Origin of the sequence: Cellulomonas sp. Root137 (genome assembly GCF_001426725.1) — a bacterium.
Classification (GTDB): Bacteria; Actinomycetota; Actinomycetes; order Actinomycetales; family Cellulomonadaceae; genus Cellulomonas.
The window spans coordinates 352,282-369,063 of record NZ_LMFG01000002.1 but is presented as its reverse complement, the minus strand read 5'-3'; the positions used below and the strand labels follow the sequence as shown (position 1 = coordinate 369,063).

Sequence of the window (16,782 nt, the reverse complement as noted above, 5' to 3'; positions counted from 1 at the left end):
GTGATGTCGTGTGGTGCGGGGCCGATCAACTGGCGGTGATCAGCGTGCCGATCTTCTCACCCTGCAGCGCGCGCGTGACGTTGCCGGCCTCTTCCAGGCCGAACACGCGCATGCGCACGTTGTTGTCGCGGCACAGGCTGAGCGCCGAGCCGTCCATCACGCCCAGGTCGTTGACCAGCGCGTCGGTGTAGGTCAGGTGGTCCAGCTTCACCGCGTCCGGGTTGGTCCGCGGGTCCGCCGAGTACACGCCGTCGACGCCGTTCTTGCCCATGAGGACCTCGTGGCAGTGCGTCTCGAGCGCGCGCTGGACGCTCACCGTGTCCGTCGAGAAGTACGGCAGCCCGGCGCCGGCGCCGAAGATGACGACGCGGCCCTTCTCCAGGTGCCGGATGGCGCGCAGCGGGATGTACGGCTCGGCCACCTGGCCCATCGTGATCGCGGTCTGCACGCGCGTGCTCACGCCGGCCTGCTCGAGGAAGTCCTGCAGGGCCAGGCAGTTCATCACCGTGCCGAGCATGCCCATGTAGTCGGCCCGCGCACGGTCCAGGCCGCGCTGCGAGAGCTCGGCGCCACGGAAGAAGTTGCCCCCACCGACGACGATGGCGACCTGCACACCTTCCCGGACCGCGACGGCGATCTCGGCGGCGACGCGCTGGACGACGTCGGCCGCGAGGCCCACGTCACCTCCACCGAACGTCTCGCCGGAGAGCTTGAGCAGCACGCGCCGGTCAGGCACGGCCCCGCGAGTCGACTCGGGGTCCTGGGTCACGGTGCCTCCACGAGAGTTGGGTCGGGCTGGTTGCGACGGTGGCCCCGACCCCGCAGGGCCGGGGCCACCGTCGATTCCTGAGGGTCAGGCTCCCACGCGGTAACGGACGAAGCCCGTCAGCGTGCCGCCGGCCTCGGCGAGGACCTGCGCGACCGTCTTCTTGTTGTCCTTGGCGAACGCCTGCTCGAGCAGGACGTTCTCCTTGAAGAAGCCGTTCAGGCGGCCCTCGATGATCTTCGGCAGCGCAGCCTCGGGCTTGCCCTCGTTGCGGGCGGTCTCCTCGGCGATGTGGCGCTCGTTCGCGACGACGTCGGCCGAGACCTCCTCGCGCGTGAGGTACGTGGGCGAGAACGCCGCGATGTGCGTCGCGATGTCCCGGGCCACGCCGGCGCCGGCCACATCGGTGGCGACGAGCACGCCGACCTGCGGGGGCAGGTCCTTGCTGACCTTGTGCAGGTAGACCTCGACGTGCTCGCCGGCCACGCGGGCCAGGCGGCGCACGACGACGCGCTCACCGAGGGTGGCGGCGGTCTCGTCGACGATGGACTGCACGCTGGAGCCGTCGACCTCGGCGGCCAGCAGCGCGTCGGCGTCGCGGGCCGGGGAGTCCACGGCTGCCGCGAGCACCCGGGCGGCGAGCGCCACGAAGTTCGGGCTCTTCGCGACGAAGTCGGTCTCCGAGTTGATCTCGACGAGCACGCCGGTCTGGCCCTCACCGTCGGCCGTCGGGCCCACGTGTGCGACGACCAGGCCGTCGGAGGCCGCGCGGCCCTCACGCTTGCCGACGCCCTTGAGGCCCTTCACCCGGATGATCTCGAGCGCCTTGTCGGAGTCGCCGTCGGCCTCCTCGAGCGCCTTCTTGACGTCCATCATTCCGGCACCGGTCTTCTCGCGCAGCGCCTTGATGTCTGCGAGCGAGTAGTTCGCCATCAGTCGTGTCCGTTCTACGTGTGTGTCGTGATGTTCGTGCGGGGCCTGGGCAGGCCGGTGACGTGCTGCGGTGCCGGCGACCCGTCGAGGGCCGCCGGCACCGGCAGGGTCACTTGGACTCGGCGTCGCCCTCGGCGTCGGCGGTCTCGGCGGCGGGGGTCTCGGCGGCGGGGGTCTCCTCGGCGGCAGCCTCGGCGACGACCTCGTCGGCCACGGCCTCGGCCACGACCTCCTCGGCGACGGGCTCGGCCGCAGCCTCCTCGACGACGGGCTCGGCCACGGCGTCCTCGGAGACGACCTCCTCGGCGATCTCGGTCTTCGCCTCGGCGACGGCCTCGGTCGCGTCGGTGGCAACCGCAGCACCGGCCAGGTCGGCCTCGGCGCCGGCGAGCAGCTCGCGCTCCCACTCGGCCAGCGGCTCGGCGTCGGCCTCGGCGCCCTCGGCGGCCGCGGTGCGACCCGAGTGACGCTTGAGCAGACCGTCGGCCGCGGCGTCGGCGATGACGCGCGTCAGCAGCTGGACCGCGCGGATGGCGTCGTCGTTGCCCGGGATCGGGTAGTCGACGACGTCGGGGTCGCAGTTGGTGTCGAGGATCGCGACGACCGGGATGCCGAGCTTGCGCGCCTCGTTGACCGCGAGGTGCTCCTTGTTCGTGTCGACGATCCACACGGCCGAGGGGACCTTGGCCATGTCGCGGATGCCGCCCAGCGTCTTCGCGAGCTTGTCCTTCTCGCGGCGCAGGACGAGCAGCTCCTTCTTCGTGAGGTTCGAGCCCGCCACGTCGTCGAAGTCGATCTGCTCCAGCTCCTTGAGGCGCTGGAGACGCTTGTGCACCGTGCTGAAGTTGGTGAGCATCCCACCGAGCCAGCGCTGGTTGACGTACGGCATGCCGACGCGGGCGGCCTGGTCGGCGACCGGCTCCTGCGCCTGCTTCTTCGTGCCGACGAACAGGATCGTCCCGCCGTGCGCGACGGTCTGGCTGACGAAGTCGTAGGCGTTGTCGATGTACGACAGCGACTGCTGCAGGTCGACGATGTAGATGCCGTTGCGCTCGGTGAAGATGAAGCGCTTCATCTTGGGGTTCCAGCGGCGGGTCTGGTGTCCGAAGTGGACACCGCTCTCGAGCAGCTGGCGCATGGTCACGACGGCCATGGCACGTCCTTCCGGCGCGCACCGCAGGGTGCGCACGCGTCAAGGCGGACCCGTTCCGGGGCCCGCATCTCGGTTGTCGGCTCCGACCAGCTGGTCGGCGCCCCTGGCGTCATGTCGTCAGCCGCTCCGGGCGCTGCGCGAGGCACGTGCACGGACCGCTGCGGTGATCGACCCCGTCGTGCGGACCTCGTCGGCCGTGTGGCTGACGGTGTCCCGGATCGGGTGGATGACGCGCGAAGTCGACCGGTACGGACCGGTCGCACCAGAAGTTTAGCGGATGCGCCGACCAGGTCGGGACGACGCCTGCCGCGGTGACACCCCGAACCGCCCACAGCCCGCCCTCGGACGTCGGACGCCACAGGTCCGGCTGCGGCTCGCCCGACGGCCTCGGACCTCCCGGAGCATCGCGGCCATGACATCACCGCCCGCACGCCTGGCCGTCGCCCTCGGCACGATGGCGCTGCTCACCGCCCTCGGGGTCGCCACCGTCGCCTCGGCCGGGTCCGCCGGTCCTGCACCGTCGGCCGGGACCTACCGACTGCCGCTGGGGTCCGCCGTGGACGTCGCCCGGGGGTTCGAGCCGCCACCGCAGCCGTGGGCGGCCGGGCATCGCGGGGTCGACCTGCGCGCACCGTTCGGCGCCGACGTGCTGTCCCCCGTCGCCGGGGTCGTCACGTACAGCGGTCTGGTCGGCGGCCGGCGTGTGGTGACCGTGACCGACGCAGCCGGTCGTCGCTCGAGCGTCGAACCGCTGGCTCCGTCCGTCCGCGTCGGCGACCTCGTCGCCCCCGGCGACCGGCTCGGCTCGCTCGAGACCGAGGGGTCGCACTGTGCGCCCGGCGTCTGCCTGCACTGGGGCGTGCGGGTCGGGACCGACTACGTCGACCCGCTCAGCCTGCTGCCCGGAGCCGGACCGGTGGTCCTGCTCCCCCTGAGCGGGCGATGAACCGTGCGGTCGGCCTGGTCAGACCCGCTCGGCCTCGAGGAGGCGGGTGCGGAGCCGGACCATCGCGGCGGTGTGCATCTGCGAGATGCGGGACTCGGTGACGCCGAGCACGCGGCCGATCTCGGCGAGGGTCATGCCCTCGTAGTAGTAGAGGACGACGACGATGCGCTCGCGCTCGCCCAGACACTCGATGGCGCGGGCGAGCAGGAACTTCGTCTCGGCGGCCTCGATCGAGCTGGCGGGGTCGAGCGTGCGCTCGTCGCCGAGGGTGTCGCCGAGGGAGACGCCGCCCGGGCGGTCGTCGCCGCCACCGAGCAGCTCGTCGAGCGCGGCGACGTTGACCGTGGAGAGCTGGGAGTAGATCGCGCGCAGGTCCTCGACCGGCATCTCGAGGTGCTGAGCGACCTCGTCCTCGGTCGGCGTCCGGTGCAGCTTCGCCTCGAGCTCGGCGTAGGCGCGGTCGACGGAGCGGGCCTTGGTCCGGACCGAGCGCGGCACCCAGTCCATGGCGCGCAGCTCGTCGATGATCGCGCCCCGGATGCGGGACGACGCGTACGACTCGAACTTCACCGAGCGGTCGGTCTGGTACTTCTCGATGGCGTCGATGAGTCCGAACATGCCGTACGAGACGAGGTCGGCCTGCTCGACCGTGCTGGGCAGGCGCATCCCGACGCGGCCGGCGACAGCCGACACCAGGGGCGCGAAGTGCAGGATCAGTCCCTCGCGTGCGGTGCGGGACTGGGTCGACTTGTAGCTCTCCCAGAGCGCGTCGACCTCCTCGGCGGAACGGCTGGGCGCGACCGGGGTCCGCGGGCTGGGCACTCCGCGCGTGATCGGGACGGTCGTCGCCTCGAGCAGGTCGGTGTCCGACGTCCGGGGCTGCGGGATGACGCCCTCGGGTGCCGTGCTCGTCAGGCGGGTGTGCACCGGGAAGGCGGCGTCCAGCTGCGTCGTCATCGTCGACTCCATCGTGTACGTCATGCGCGGGGGTGGGCTTGCTGGAACGCCGAGCGGAGTCGTTCGGCGGAAACGTGGGTGTAGCGCTGCGTCGTGGCGAGGCTCGCGTGACCGAGCAGCTCCTGGACGCTGCGCAGATCCGACCCGCCCTCGAGGAGGTGGGTGGCTGCGGTGTGCCGCAACGCGTGCGGCGCGACGTCGTCGATGCCGGCGAGCGAGGCGGCCTGGTGGACGACCGAGCGTGCCTGACGCTGGTCGAGGCGTCCACCACGGAGGCCGAGGAAGAGTGCCGACGGCGAGGTGGGGACGACGAGCTGCGGGCGCCCGCGCTCGAGCCACGCGGCGAGCGCCTTCTGCGCGGGGAGACCGAACGGGACGACCCGCTCCTTGTCGCCCTTGCCCACCACGCGCAGGGTGCGCTCGTGGACGTCCGCGGCGGCGAGGTCGGCGCCGCACAGCTCCCCGACGCGCACCCCGGTCGCGTACAGCAGCTCCAGGAGCGCCCAGTCACGCAGCGCGACCGCGTCACCGTCCTGGGCACGCTCGCGAGCCTGGTCGAGCAGCTGGTTCACCGGCTCCACCTGGAGCACGGTGGGCAGCGCCGACCCGGTCCGCGCGGTCGCGAGGCGCAGCGCCGGGTCCGCCGGGACGCGGTGGGTGCGCGTGGCCCAGGCGAAGAACGTGCGGACGGCGGCACCCCGCCGGGCCAGCGTGGCGCGGCTGTGGCGGGTGGTCGCCATGGAGGCCAGCCAGCCGCGGAGGGTGCCGAGGTCGATCGAGTCGAGGGTGGTCCGTCCGTGCCGCGACGCATAGCCCAGCAGGAGGTCGACATCACCGAGGTAAGCGCGGTTCGTGTGCTCCGACAATCCGCGCTGAGCACCCAGGTGGGCCGAGAAATCAGACAGGAGGCGCGCGCGATCCGGCGCCCCTGCTGTGATCTCGGCCATGTCCATGTGAGTACCGTGACCTGAAACACGGCCGCGAACAAGGACGACTTTCACCTGCACGGCCTAATGCTGGGCGAATCCCGACCGAATGTCCGATTCCCTGATGAACAATGGTCCAGATGCGCCTTTTTTTCACCCGCAGATCTGCTCACCCTCATCCACATGGCAGCGCTTTCGGCGCGCCTTCTGGACAGGACGCCGCCGTCATGATGTCGACCGGACCACGGTGATCCATCCGTCTCCCCGTCGCGCCGCCCAGCCCTCGAGCTCCAGCAGGCCGACGGCGCCCCGCGCCTCCGCCACGGTCACCCCCGCGACGCTCGCCACGCGGTCGAGCGGGGCGGGCGTCCGGCGCGGGAGCGCGTCGAGCACTCGGCGGGTCACCGGGTCGAGCGCGTCGTGAGGCCGAGCAGCGCGCGCATCCGCTGCCGCATCGGACCCGGACGCCAGCTCCGTGCCGATGAGGCCCGCCAGCTCGCGCACCTCGGCCGCGTCGGTCACGCACACGGCCACGCCGTCCCGTAGGAGCCGGTGGCAGCCCGCCGAGGCCATCGACGTCACCGGCCCCGGCACCGCACCCACGGGGCGCAGCAGCCGCGCGGCGTGGTGCGCGGTGCTCATGGCCCCCGAACGCCACGCGGCCTCGACCACGACCGTCGCCCTGCCCGCCGCGGCGATCAACCGGTTGCGCTGCAGGAACCGGCTCTTGGTGGGCAGGCTGATGGGCGGCACCTCGGACGCCAGCGCGCCCCCGGCACCCACGACGGCCTCGAGCAGGCGGGCGTTGCCGGCCGGGTAGGCCCGGTCGACCCCGCCGGCGAGCAGGACGAGCGTGCGGCCGTCCCGCGCGACGGCACCGCGGTGCGCGGCCGCGTCGATGCCGTACGCGCCCCCGGAGACCACCCAGACCCCGGCCCCCGCCAGCCCGTCCGCCAGGTCGAACGCGACCCGTTCGCCGTAGGAGGTGGCGGCCCGCGATCCGACGACCGCGGCCGACCGCACCAAGGACCCGCCCAGGTCGGCGGTGCCGCGGACCCACAGGCAGAAGGGCGCCTCGGCGCCGAGATCGTCCATCGCGGCAGGCCAACGGGGATCCCCCGGCACCAGGAGGGCGCCGCCCAGCCGGTCGAGGCGGTCCAGATCGCGCACCGGGTCGCAGTCGGGCAGCCGGACGGCCCACCGGGCCAGCGCACGCTCAATACGCCTCCGGTCGGCCTCGGCGAGCGGGCCGTGCAGTGCCTCGAGGCGGGAGAGCTGGGGTACGCCCCGCAGCGCGTGCCGGACCCAGGCCAGGGCGCCCTGAGCACCGAGGAGCCCGACGAGCGTCCCCGCCACGGCGTCTCCCGGCTCCACCAGCCCACTCCACGTCGCGCGCGCAAGGAGGTCGCTCATGCGCCGTTCCCCCGCGTACGCAGCAGCAGGGCATGCCCCACGTCCGCACGGTCGGGCGCCGACCGACCGGCAAGGTCGGCCAGCGTCCACGCGACCCGCAGGACCCGGTCGACGCCGCGCAGGCTCAACGTGCCGCGGTCCAGGGCACGGTCCAGGTCCGCCACGAGCGCCCGGTCCGCTCCGAGCCGGTCCCGGAGCCAGCTGCCGGGGACGTCGCCGTTGGTGCGCCAGGGCGTCCCGCCGAGCCGTTCGGCCTGCGCAGCCCGCGCGGCGGCCACACGCGCGGCGACCACCGTCGACGACTCCCCCGGTCCCGACCCGGCACGCGCCGGGCTGAGCTCGACCTGCAGGTCCACGCGGTCCAGCAACGGCCCGGAGAGCTTGCCGAAGTAGCGGCGGCGCTGCTCGCTGCGGCAGGTGCACGCGAGGCCCTTGCCCACCGCCTGACCGCACGGGCACGGGTTGGCGGCCAGGACCAGCTGGAACCGGGCCGGGTACCGGGCGGTGCCTGCGGCTCGGTGGAGCACGAGCTCCCCGTGCTCGAGCGGCTGCCGCAGCGTCTGCAGGACCGCGGTCGAGAACTCCGGTGCCTCGTCCAGGAACAGGACGCCCCGGTGCGCCCGAGACGCCGCTCCGGGCCGAGGGATCCCGGACCCCCCACCCACCACGCTCGCGGGCGTGGCGGTGTGGTGCGGGTCCTCGAACGGCGGGCGGCGCAGCAGACCGTCGCCGGGGTCGAACGCGCCCGCGACCGAGTGCACCGCGGTCACCTCCACCGCGTCCGCCTCCGACAGGTCGGGCAGCAGACCCGGCAGGCGCGCCGCCAGCATGGTCTTGCCCGTGCCCGGCGGCCCCACCATGAGCAGGTGGTGCCCGCCCGCGGCGGCGACCTCGAGACAGCTGCGCGCCTCGTCCTGACCGACCACGTCGGCGAGGTCCAGCGCGGAGGTGCCCGAGGGTCGCGCGACGGGCTCTGTGGCCACGGGCGCGACCTCGGTCACCTCGACGTCGGCGCCGTAGCGTGCGGCGACCTGCGCGAGGCTCGTGACGCCGACGACCTGCGCGCCCGGCACCAGCCGGGCCTCCGCGGCGTTCGCCTCGGCCACCACGACCCGACGACAGCCGGCAGCGACCGCGGCGGCGACCGCCGGCAGCACCCCGCGGACCGGGCGGAGCCGGCCGTCGAGGCCCAGCTCCCCGAGGTGGACCACGCCGTGCGGCGCGGCCGGGTCGATCGCCTCCGCTCCTGCCAGCGTCGCCACGGCGATCGCGAGGTCGAAACCGGACCCGGACTTGGGCAGGGTGGCCGGCGAGAGGTTCACAGTGATGCGCCGGTTGGGCCACGGCAGGCCCGACGAGGTGACCGCGGCGCGCACGCGGTCGCGGGACTCCGCCAGCGACGCGTCCGGCAGCCCGACCAGCGTGAACGCAGGCAGCGAGGGCGCCAGGTGCGCCTCCACCTCGACCACGTGCCCGGTCAGCCCGACGAGCGCCACACCCAGCGTCCGGCCCAGAACCACCTAGACCACCCCGACGAGGTGGTCGATCTCGGCCGCGCCACGGGCGGGCAGCAGCACGGCGATGACGTCGACCCGCACCGACCTCGGGTGCACGTCGTGCGCCGCGAGCCACTGCGCCCCCAGACGGCGCACCCGGGCCAGCTTGCGCGGTGTCACCGCCTCCGCGGGGTGCCCGAAGGCGATCGACCGCCGCGTCTTGACCTCGATGACCACCAGCTCGTCACCGTCGAGGGCGACCAGGTCGAGCTCACCGTCCCGCGTCCGCCAGTTCCGGTCGAGCACGTCCCACCCGCGGCCGACGACGTGCGCTGCCGCGACGTCCTCGCCGTACCGCCCCACTGCGTCCTTCGCGCGCACCGGACCACCTCCGGGCTGGACAGTGCCAGCGGCGCGGTCGGCCGAGACCGCCTCGTCGGCGATGCCGTGGCCCGGGGTCGTCCCTGCGGGGGCTGTGGGCGGATCAGCGCCCTGTGTCGTCGGCCCCGGCGCGCACGCGACTCAGCGGCCGTCGGCACACCCTGGCGGGCGTCAGCGGGCGAAGCCCGCGCTGCCCCCGAGGTCGAGCTCGGCCTTGGCCAGCTCCTCGACGTTGACGTCCTTGAACGTGACCACGCGCACCGACTTCACGAACCGGGCGGAGCGGTACACGTCCCACACCCAGGCGTCGGCGAGGGTCAGCTCGAAGTAGACCTCCCCCGCGGCCGACCGCACCTGCAGGTCGACCTGGTTGGCCAGGTAGAACCGTCGTTCGGTCTCCACGACGTAGGAGAAGAGCCCCACGACGTCGCGGTACTCGCGGTACAGCGCGAGCTCCATGTCGGTCTCGTAGTTCTCCAGGTCCTCCGCGCTCACCGGGACATCATCCCCCATGCCCGAGCCCGGAGCCGCGCGACGCCACGACAGCGAGCGCTCAGACGACCTCGTCGGCGTACTCGTCGGCGTACTCCACGTCCACGAGCGGCTCCCCGGCGACCGGCAGCCGCCACGACCTGCGGTGCAGCTCGCTCGGGCCCAGCTCGCGCAGCGCCGCCATGTGCTCGGGCGACGCGTAGCCCTTGTTCTCGTGCCAGCGGTACGCGGGGTGCTGCGCCGACAGGTCGACCATCATCGCGTCCCGCTCGCACTTGGCCAGCACGCTCGCCGCGGCGACCGACGCGCACGTGCGGTCGGCCTTGACCCGCATGTGCACGCGCGGACCGGGCACCTCCGGCTCGTCGTCGAGCGAGAACAGATCGGGCTGCGCAGGACGGCTCAACCAGTCGTGCGACCCGTCGAGGAGGACGACGTCCACCGGCCCGACCGTCAGGGTGATCGTCGCGAGCGCCCTGGTCCCTGCCAGCCGCAGCGCGGCGATGATGCCGATCTCGTCGATCTCCGCGGCGCTCGCGTGCCCGACCGCGCGGGCCAGCCCCCACCGGCTGAGCGCGGGCAGCAGACGGGTGCGTGCCGCGGGCGCGAGGAGCTTGGAGTCGGCGACGCCCTTCGGCGCGGACCGGGTGCCCGCGTCGACGACGACCACGCCGACGCTCACCGGTCCCGCGAGGGACCCGCGACCGACCTCGTCCATCCCGGCGAGCAGCCGTGCACCGTCGCGCAGCAGCACCCGCTCGTGGCGCAGGTGCGGGGCGGTGCGCGGCTGGGCGGGGCGCCCGGTGACCAGGGTCACGGCTGGTCGGGCACGTCCGCGAACGTGCTGGTCGGGTTCCGCAGCAGCCCGAAGCGCTCGATCGGCCACACGGTCACGAAGGCCATGCCGACCACGTTGTCGATGGGGACCGACCCACCGCCGGGCTTGCCCTGGTTGTACCGCGAGTCGGACGAGTGCGACCGGTTGTCCCCCATCACCCACACGCTGTTCGCGGGGACGGTGACGTCGAAGGCGATGTCGCTGGGCGCCACGCCGGCCGCGAGGTACGGCTCGTCTAGCGCCACCCCGTTGACCGTGACCGGTCCACCCTGCTCGGCCGCGACGTGATCACCCGGCAGACCGATGAGGCGCTTGACCAGGTGCTCGTTGGCGTCGGCCGGGTAGAGCCCGATGAACGTGAGGGCGGAGTTCACCGCCCCCTGCAGCGCGCCCGGTTCCGGGGCGACGTCGGCGGGAAGCCAGCCGCCGGGATCCTTGAACACGATGATGTCGCCGCGTCGCAGGTCGAACGGCCCCGGGGTGAGCTTGCTGACCAGGATGCGGTCGTGCTCGATGAGAGTGTCGTGCATCGACTGGCTCGGGATGAAGAACGCCTGCACCAGGAACGTTTTGACCAGCAGCGACAGGACGATCGCGCTGACGAGGATGATCACCGTCTCCCGCAGCAGCGATCCGGCACCGCTGGCCCGCTTGGCGGCGGCGTGGCGGCGGCTGGGCGCAGCGTGGCCCGACGGCTCGGGCGACGTCACGTCCGGGAGCCGAGGCCGCTCCGGCTGACCCCCGGCGTGGGCACCGCGCGGCGCCTCCATGCCCGGCCACGACGTGGGCGACGAGTCCTCGTCGAGGTCGCGCGCAGGTCCGTCGATCACCCGCACACTCTCGCACGCGAGAGCCTCCGACGCGCACACGACCACCCCGCGAGACTCGTCCTGTGCCGCAAGTCACCGGTGCCGTGACATGCCGCCGGGGCCGTCCACCGATCGGTGGCCGCCCGTCAGGTCGTCGTGTGCGAAGGGGCTCAGGCCTTCTTCGCGGCGGGAGCGAACTCGCGCTTCTCCTTGATCTTGGCCTTCTTGCCGCGGAGCTTGCGCAGGTAGTACAGCTTCGCGCGGCGCACGTCGCCGCGGGTCAGGACCTCGATCGACTCCAGGCTCGGGGAGTGCACGGGGAACGTGCGCTCGACGCCGACCTGGAAGCTGACCTTGCGGACCGTGAACGTCTCGCGGACGCCGTCACCCTGGCGACCGATGACGACACCCTGGAACGCCTGGATGCGAGAGCGGTTGCCCTCGACGACCTTGACGTTGACCTTCAGCGTGTCACCGGCGCGGAACTCCGGGATGTCGGAGCGCAGCGATGCTGCATCGACACTGTCGAGCGTGTGCATGTGATGTCACTTCCCCGCCCTGCCACAGGTCAGGAACGTCGTCGAGGGCGTCACGGCTGCCCTGTGCAGGGCAGGACCGGCGTCCTTGGTCTGATGGTCCGGTGCGTCCGGGTCGAAGAGCCCGGGTGGTCGTGAGTCGTCTCCCCTGTGGCAGAGACGCAACCTACGCGCACCAACGGACAAGTGTGCCACAACGACTAGTCGGTGACGTAATCCAGACGTCCGTCCACCGGTCGCCAGCCGAGCGTCGCCAGGAGCGCGAGGTCGTGCTTGTCCAGCCCGTCGACGGGCAGCGTCTGGATCAGGTCCGGTCGACGGGCCGCCGTCCGCTCGAGCGCGGTGTCCCGGCGCCACCGGGCGATCCGCGCGTGGTGCCCGGACAGGAGCACCTCGGGGACCTCCAGCCCGGCCCACGCGGGTGGCTTGGTGTACACGGGGTACTCGAGCAGCCCGGCCGCCCCGTGCGACTCCTCGACCAGCGACTCGGGGTTCCCGACGACGCCGGGCAGAAGCCGCGCGACCGCCTCCACGACGACCAGCGCGGCGACCTCTCCCCCGTTGAGCACGTAGTCGCCCAGCGAGAACTCGGTGACGCGTCCGCGCGACCGGTAGTGCTCGGCCACCCGGGCGTCGATCCCCTCGTACCGCCCGCACGCCAGCACCAGGTGGCTCTCGCCGGCCAGCGCCTCGGCCGTGCGCTGCGTGAACGGCTCTCCCGACGGCGTCGGCACCAGCAGGTGCGCGTCCTCGTCGAGCAGCTCGTCCAGCGCCGTCCCCCACACGTCCGGGCGCATCACCATGCCGGCGCCACCGCCGAACGGGGTGTCGTCGACCGTCCGGTGCCGGTCCGTGGTCCAGTCGCGCAGGTCGTGCACCCGCAGGTCCAGCAGACCGCTCGTGCGCGCCTTGCCGACGAGCGACAGGTCGAGCGGGGCAAGGTACTCGGGGAAGATCGAGACGACGTCGATGCGCACGTCAGTCGTCGTCTCCCACGGTCTCCTCGGACACGACCAGGTTGGCGGCGTCGGACGCCAGCAGGCCGCCCGGCGGGTCGATCACCACGCGGCCGCCGGGGACGTCGACCACCGGCACGATGACCTTGACGAACGGGATCAGCGTCCGGGCGCCGTCGGGCTCGCGCAGGACGAGCATGTCGTGCGCCGGCAGGTGCTCGAGGCCGATGATCTCGCCCAGCACCCGACCGTCGACGTGCTCCGCGCGCAGGCCCGCGAGCTCGTGCGGGTACCAGGCGTCGTCCTCGTCGGACGCGTCCTCGTCGACCACCAGCTCGGTCCCCCGCATCGCCTCGGCCATGGTCCGGTCGCTGATCTCCGCGAAGGTCACGAACCACCGGTCCTGCTGCGCGCGTGTGCTCACGACGGTGAGCGGGCCGCGCGCGGCGGGCTCGGTGAGCAGGACCGCGCCGACGCCGAAACGGTCCTCGGGGTTGTCGGTCCGCAGGTCGAGGGCGACCTCTCCGCGCAGGCCGTGGGCACGGCCGATCCGCGCGACGGTCAGCTGCATGGTGGTCCTCACGATCGAAGTGGGCAGTCATGGCGAAGGCCCGGTCCCCAGGTTAGGGGACCGGGCCTTGCGCGATGGATCAGCGCCGGTCGACGTCCACGACGTCGACACGGACCGAGCCGTCCGTCGAGAGCGCGCCGACGACCGTACGCAGAGCGCGCGCCGTCCGACCGCCGCGGCCGATGACCCGGCCGAGGTCGTCGGGGTGCACGCGCACCTCGAGCAGGTCCCCACGACGCAGCGTCGACGCGTTCACGCGGACGTCGTCCGGGTGGTCGACGATGCCACGCACCAGGTGCTCGAGAGCGTCGGCGAGCATCAGGCCTGCTCGTCCTCGGCCGGAGCCTCGGCAGCGGCGGCCTTCTGCGAGGCAGCCTTCTCGGACGCCTTGGCCTTGGCCTTCTCGGCGTCGAGAGCGACGGCGTCGATGGCGGCCTTCGGGTCGACCTTGTCGGCCTTGGTGCGCAGGGTGCCCTCCTGGCCGGGGAGGTTCTTGAACTTCTGCCAGTCACCCGTGATCTTGAGGAGCACGGCGACCTGCTCGGTCGGCTGCGCGCCGACGCCGAGCCAGTACTGCGCACGCTCGGAGTCGACCTCGATGAACGAGGGCTCCTCGGTGGGGTGGTACTTGCCGATCTCCTCGATCACGCGGCCGTCGCGCTTGGTGCGCGAGTCGGCGACGACGATGCGGTAGTACGGAGCGCGGATCTTGCCGAGACGCTTGAGGCGGATCTTGGTGGCCACGGTGTGGTCTTCTCCTGATGTCTGCTGGGGTGACCTGCCCGCGCATTGCCCGTGGGGTGGGCGCGCCGGGAAGGTCGGGGACACGACGAACGCAGGTAGAGGGGCTGCAGACGCCGGGTACAGCCGACCATTGTGCCAGACGCGGGCGACCGCTCCCAACACGTCCGGACACTCACCGCCCGGCGACGACCGCTCCCCGGAGCACCACGGCCGTCGGCGCCGCGAGCACGCCGATCTCGGCGCGAGGATCGGCGCCGAAGACGACGACGTCCGCGCTCTCCCCCTCTGCGATCCCCGGGACGCCCAGCCACGCGCGCGTCCGCCAGCTCGCCGCGCCCACCACGTCGCGCGCGGGGAGCCCGGCGCGCACCAGCTCCGCGGCCTCGTCGGCGATCCGGCCGTGCGCGATCGTGCCGCCGGCGTCGGTGCCCACGAGCACGGGGACGCCCGCGTCGTGCAGGTCCCGCACGAGCTCGTACCGGTGGGCGTGCAGGCCTCGCATCCGTGCGGCGAACAGGGGGTAGCGGGACCCCTGGGCGGCGATCGCCTCGAACTGCGCGATCTGGAGCAGCGTCGCGGTGACCGGGATCCCCGCCGCGGCGATGCGGTCGATCTGGTCGGGGGTGGCACCCGTGGCGTGCTCGAGGCAGTCGACGCCCGCGTCGAGCAGCGCGTCGAGCGACTCGGTGGCGAACGTGTGCGCGGTGACCCGCGCCCCCGCTGCGTGGGCCGCGGCGACCGCGTCGGCGAGCACGTCGGCCGGCCACAGGGGGCGCAGGTCGCCGTCGGCACCGAGGTCGCGGTCGATCCAGTCGGCCACGAGCTTGACCCAGCCGTCCCCGCGGGCGGCCTCCTCGCGCACCGCGTCGGGCAGGTCCTCGACCGACTCGAGCTCGCGTCCGTAGTGCCGCAGGTAGCGCTTCGGCCGGGCCAGGTGCCGACCCGCCCGGATCAGCCGCGGGAGGTCGTCGCGCTCGTGCACCCAGCCGGTGTCCGCGGGCGAGCCGGCGTCCCGGACCAGCAGCACGCCCGAGTCACGGTCCTCCAGCGCCTGCTTCTCGGCGGTGCCGTCGTCGACCGGGCCGTCCGACGCGAGCCCGATGTGGCAGTGCACGTCGACGAGGCCGGGCAGGATCCAGCCCTCGAGCACGGCGTCCGGTGCCGACGGCGGGCGCTCGAACGTGATCCGCCCATCGACGACCCACGCCTCGCCGACCTCGCGCTCGTCGTCGAGGACGACCGTGCCGCGCAGGTGCAGGACCACGAGGGCTCAGCGTCCGCCGAGGAAGCGGTCCAGACCGGCGGGAAGCTCGATCTCGGCGGGTGCCGTCGGCTCCGCCTTCGGGGCGATCCCGAACGCGGACCCGGCCGGCGCGGCCGGCTTGCTCGTGATGCCGCGCTCCTGCTCGGCGCGCTTGGCGGGGTTGCCCGACTTGCCCTTGACCTTGCGCACCGGCGGCGCCGTGCGTCCGCGCGACTTCTTGCCGCCCATGCCGGGCAGGTTCCCCATGCCCGGGGGCATGCCGGGCATGCCGCCGCCCTTGGCCATCTGCTTCATCATCTTCTGCGCGCCGTCGAAGCGCTCCAGCAGCTGGTTGACGTCGCTCGGCTTGGTGCCCGATCCCGCGGCGATGCGCGAGCGGCGGGAGCCGTTGATGATCTTCGGGGTGCGGCGCTCCGCGGGGGTCATCGACCGGATGATCGCCTCGATCCGGTCCACCTCGCGCTCGTCGAAGTTGTCCAGCGCCTCCCGCATCTGCCCCATGCCGGGCAGCATGCCCATCATCTTCTTCAGCGGGCCGGCGTTGCGCAGCTGCTGCATCTGCGTGAGGAAGTCCTCGAGCGTGAGGTCCTGGCCGGACGCCAGCTTGTCGGCCATCTCCTCGGCCTGGCCCGCGTCGAACGCCTTCTCGGCCTGCTCGATGAGCGTGAGGATGTCGCCCATGTCGAGGATGCGGGACGCCATCCGGTCCGGGTGGAACACCTCGAACTCGGTGAGCTTCTCACCGGTGGACGCGTACATGATCGGCTTGCCGGTCACGCTCGCCACCGAGAGCGCGGCACCACCGCGCGCGTCGCCGTCGAGCTTGGTCAGCACGACGCCGGTGAACCCGACTCCGTCCTGGAACGCCTGGGCCGTGGTGACCGCGTCCTGGCCGATCATCGCGTCGATGACGAAGAGGATCTCGTCCGGGTCCAGCTCGTCGCGGATGTCGGACGCCTGCTGCATGAGCTCGGCGTCGACACCGAGGCGGCCGGCCGTGTCGACGATGAGCACGTCGTGCAGCTTGACCTTCGCCGTGGCCAGACCCTCGCGCGCGACCGCGACCGGGTCGGCGCCGAACGGCATGACGTCGTCGCTGCCCTGGTTGCCCGGGTGCGGGGCGAACACCGGCACCCCGGCGCGCTCCCCCACCACCTGGAGCTGGGTGACGGCGTTGGGGCGCTGGAGGTCCGCCGCGACGAGCAGCGGGGTGTGCCCCTGAGCCTTGAGGTGCAGCGCCAGCTTGCCGGCGAGCGTCGTCTTGCCCGCACCCTGCAGACCGGCGAGGAGGATCACGGTCGGCGGGTTCTTGGCGAGGTTCAGCGTGCGCGTCTGGCCACCGAGGATGGCGACGAGCTCCTCGTTGACGATCTTGACGACCTGCTGGGCCGGGTTGAGCGCGCCGGACACCTCGGCCGACAGCGCGCGCTCGCGCACGGCACCGGTGAACGAACGGACGACCGGGACCGCGACGTCGGCGTCGAGCAGCGCCCGGCGGATCTCGCGCACGGTGGCGTCGATGTCCGCCTCGGACAGACGGCCCTTGGTGCGCAGGTTCTTGAAGGTCGACGTCAGTCGGTCGGACAGGGTGGCGAACACCT

General features: G+C 72.8%; 19 protein-coding genes. 1 reads left to right on the top strand and 18 read right to left on the bottom strand.

Annotated features, from left to right (window positions below; translation table 11 throughout):
- Window positions 1–25 precede the first annotated feature (25 nt).
- From pyrH to rpsB, 3 genes are all read right to left on the bottom strand, one after another.
- Window positions 26–769 (bottom strand): UMP kinase, encoded by a 744-nt coding sequence (gene pyrH, locus ASD18_RS14175; protein ID WP_056093135.1) that lies wholly within the window; start codon window positions 767–769, stop codon window positions 26–28.
- A gap of 84 nt (window positions 770–853) precedes the next feature.
- Window positions 854–1,699, bottom strand: coding sequence for a translation elongation factor Ts (tsf, locus tag ASD18_RS14170; RefSeq protein ID WP_056093131.1), 846 nt, complete (start codon window positions 1,697–1,699; stop codon window positions 854–856).
- A 109-nt stretch (window positions 1,700–1,808) separates the two neighbouring features.
- Window positions 1,809–2,852 carry a 30S ribosomal protein S2 gene (rpsB, locus tag ASD18_RS14165; RefSeq protein ID WP_056093127.1) on the bottom strand — a complete coding sequence of 348 codons (1,044 nt, stop codon included), beginning with the start codon at window positions 2,850–2,852 and terminating at the stop codon, window positions 1,809–1,811.
- Window positions 2,853–3,264: 412 nt separating this feature from the next.
- Here rpsB and ASD18_RS14160 point away from each other — a divergent pair, with 412 nt between their 5' ends.
- Window positions 3,265–3,798, top strand: a complete 534-nt coding sequence (locus ASD18_RS14160) for a M23 family metallopeptidase (RefSeq protein WP_056093124.1) — start codon at window positions 3,265–3,267, stop codon at window positions 3,796–3,798.
- A gap of 18 nt (window positions 3,799–3,816) precedes the next feature.
- Here the strand turns inward: ASD18_RS14160 and whiG are convergent, their stop codons facing one another.
- The 15 genes from whiG to ffh form a co-directional block, all read right to left on the bottom strand.
- Window positions 3,817–4,686, bottom strand: coding sequence for an RNA polymerase sigma factor WhiG (whiG, locus tag ASD18_RS14155; protein WP_369817301.1), 870 nt, complete (start codon window positions 4,684–4,686; stop codon window positions 3,817–3,819).
- A gap of 89 nt (window positions 4,687–4,775) precedes the next feature.
- Window positions 4,776–5,702 (bottom strand): tyrosine recombinase XerC, encoded by a 927-nt coding sequence (locus ASD18_RS14150; RefSeq protein WP_056093692.1) that lies wholly within the window; start codon window positions 5,700–5,702, stop codon window positions 4,776–4,778.
- 204 nt (window positions 5,703–5,906) lie between these two features.
- Window positions 5,907–7,094 carry a DNA-processing protein DprA gene (dprA, locus tag ASD18_RS14145; protein WP_056093122.1) on the bottom strand — a complete coding sequence of 396 codons (1,188 nt, stop codon included), beginning with the start codon at window positions 7,092–7,094 and terminating at the stop codon, window positions 5,907–5,909.
- A complete protein-coding gene (locus tag ASD18_RS14140) occupies window positions 7,091–8,614 on the bottom strand; it encodes a YifB family Mg chelatase-like AAA ATPase (protein ID WP_056093118.1) in 1,524 nt (507 codons plus the stop codon). Before ASD18_RS14140 ends, dprA begins: the two co-directional genes overlap by 4 nt.
- Window positions 8,615–8,971, bottom strand: coding sequence for a YraN family protein (locus tag ASD18_RS14135; RefSeq protein ID WP_056093113.1), 357 nt, complete (start codon window positions 8,969–8,971; stop codon window positions 8,615–8,617).
- Between the two features lie 171 nt (window positions 8,972–9,142).
- The gene (locus tag ASD18_RS14130) at window positions 9,143–9,466 is read right to left on the bottom strand and encodes a DUF2469 domain-containing protein (protein ID WP_055922267.1); all 324 of its coding nucleotides are present in this window, start codon (window positions 9,464–9,466) and stop codon (window positions 9,143–9,145) included.
- 58 nt (window positions 9,467–9,524) lie between these two features.
- Window positions 9,525–10,280, bottom strand: coding sequence for a ribonuclease HII (locus tag ASD18_RS14125; RefSeq protein ID WP_056093110.1), 756 nt, complete (start codon window positions 10,278–10,280; stop codon window positions 9,525–9,527).
- Window positions 10,277–11,131 (bottom strand): signal peptidase I, encoded by an 855-nt coding sequence (gene lepB, locus ASD18_RS14120; protein WP_235522401.1) that lies wholly within the window; start codon window positions 11,129–11,131, stop codon window positions 10,277–10,279. The genes ASD18_RS14125 and lepB overlap by 4 nt, the downstream gene beginning before the upstream one ends.
- 149 nt (window positions 11,132–11,280) lie before the next feature.
- Window positions 11,281–11,649 carry a 50S ribosomal protein L19 gene (rplS, locus tag ASD18_RS14115; protein WP_056093107.1) on the bottom strand — a complete coding sequence of 123 codons (369 nt, stop codon included), beginning with the start codon at window positions 11,647–11,649 and terminating at the stop codon, window positions 11,281–11,283.
- A 197-nt stretch (window positions 11,650–11,846) separates the two neighbouring features.
- Complete coding sequence (gene trmD, locus ASD18_RS14110; protein ID WP_056093106.1) at window positions 11,847–12,623, bottom strand: tRNA (guanosine(37)-N1)-methyltransferase TrmD; 777 nt, start codon at window positions 12,621–12,623, stop codon at window positions 11,847–11,849.
- Window position 12,624: 1 nt separating this feature from the next.
- Entirely contained in the window at window positions 12,625–13,173 is a 549-nt protein-coding gene (gene rimM, locus ASD18_RS14105) for a ribosome maturation factor RimM (protein WP_056093103.1), read from the bottom strand.
- Between the two features lie 79 nt (window positions 13,174–13,252).
- Window positions 13,253–13,492 carry an RNA-binding protein gene (locus ASD18_RS14100; protein ID WP_056093100.1) on the bottom strand — a complete coding sequence of 80 codons (240 nt, stop codon included), beginning with the start codon at window positions 13,490–13,492 and terminating at the stop codon, window positions 13,253–13,255.
- Window positions 13,492–13,917, bottom strand: a complete 426-nt coding sequence (gene rpsP, locus ASD18_RS14095) for a 30S ribosomal protein S16 (RefSeq protein WP_056093095.1) — start codon at window positions 13,915–13,917, stop codon at window positions 13,492–13,494. Before rpsP ends, ASD18_RS14100 begins: the two co-directional genes overlap by 1 nt.
- 172 nt (window positions 13,918–14,089) lie before the next feature.
- Entirely contained in the window at window positions 14,090–15,181 is a 1,092-nt protein-coding gene (locus ASD18_RS14090) for an amidohydrolase family protein (protein WP_056093089.1), read from the bottom strand.
- A 6-nt stretch (window positions 15,182–15,187) separates the two neighbouring features.
- Window positions 15,188–16,780, bottom strand: coding sequence for a signal recognition particle protein (ffh, locus tag ASD18_RS14085; RefSeq protein WP_056093086.1), 1,593 nt, complete (start codon window positions 16,778–16,780; stop codon window positions 15,188–15,190).
- Between the last annotated feature and the right edge of the window lie 2 nt (window positions 16,781–16,782).

Excerpts from the sequence above, each read along its gene's own strand:
- tsf (WP_056093131.1), bottom strand. The coding sequence starts at position 1,699 with ATGGCGAACTACTCGCTCGCAGACATCAAGGCGCTGCGCGAGAAGACC.
- rpsB (WP_056093127.1), bottom strand. The coding sequence starts at position 2,852 with ATGGCCGTCGTGACCATGCGCCAGCTGCTCGAGAGCGGTGTCCACTTC.
- ASD18_RS14160 (WP_056093124.1), top strand. The coding sequence starts at position 3,265 with ATGACATCACCGCCCGCACGCCTGGCCGTCGCCCTCGGCACGATGGCG.
- ASD18_RS14150 (WP_056093692.1), bottom strand. The coding sequence starts at position 5,702 with ATGGCCGAGATCACAGCAGGGGCGCCGGATCGCGCGCGCCTCCTGTCT.
- dprA (WP_056093122.1), bottom strand. The coding sequence starts at position 7,094 with ATGAGCGACCTCCTTGCGCGCGCGACGTGGAGTGGGCTGGTGGAGCCG.
- rplS (WP_056093107.1), bottom strand. The coding sequence starts at position 11,649 with ATGCACACGCTCGACAGTGTCGATGCAGCATCGCTGCGCTCCGACATC.
- rimM (WP_056093103.1), bottom strand. The coding sequence starts at position 13,173 with ATGCAGCTGACCGTCGCGCGGATCGGCCGTGCCCACGGCCTGCGCGGA.
- ASD18_RS14100 (WP_056093100.1), bottom strand. The coding sequence starts at position 13,492 with ATGCTCGCCGACGCTCTCGAGCACCTGGTGCGTGGCATCGTCGACCAC.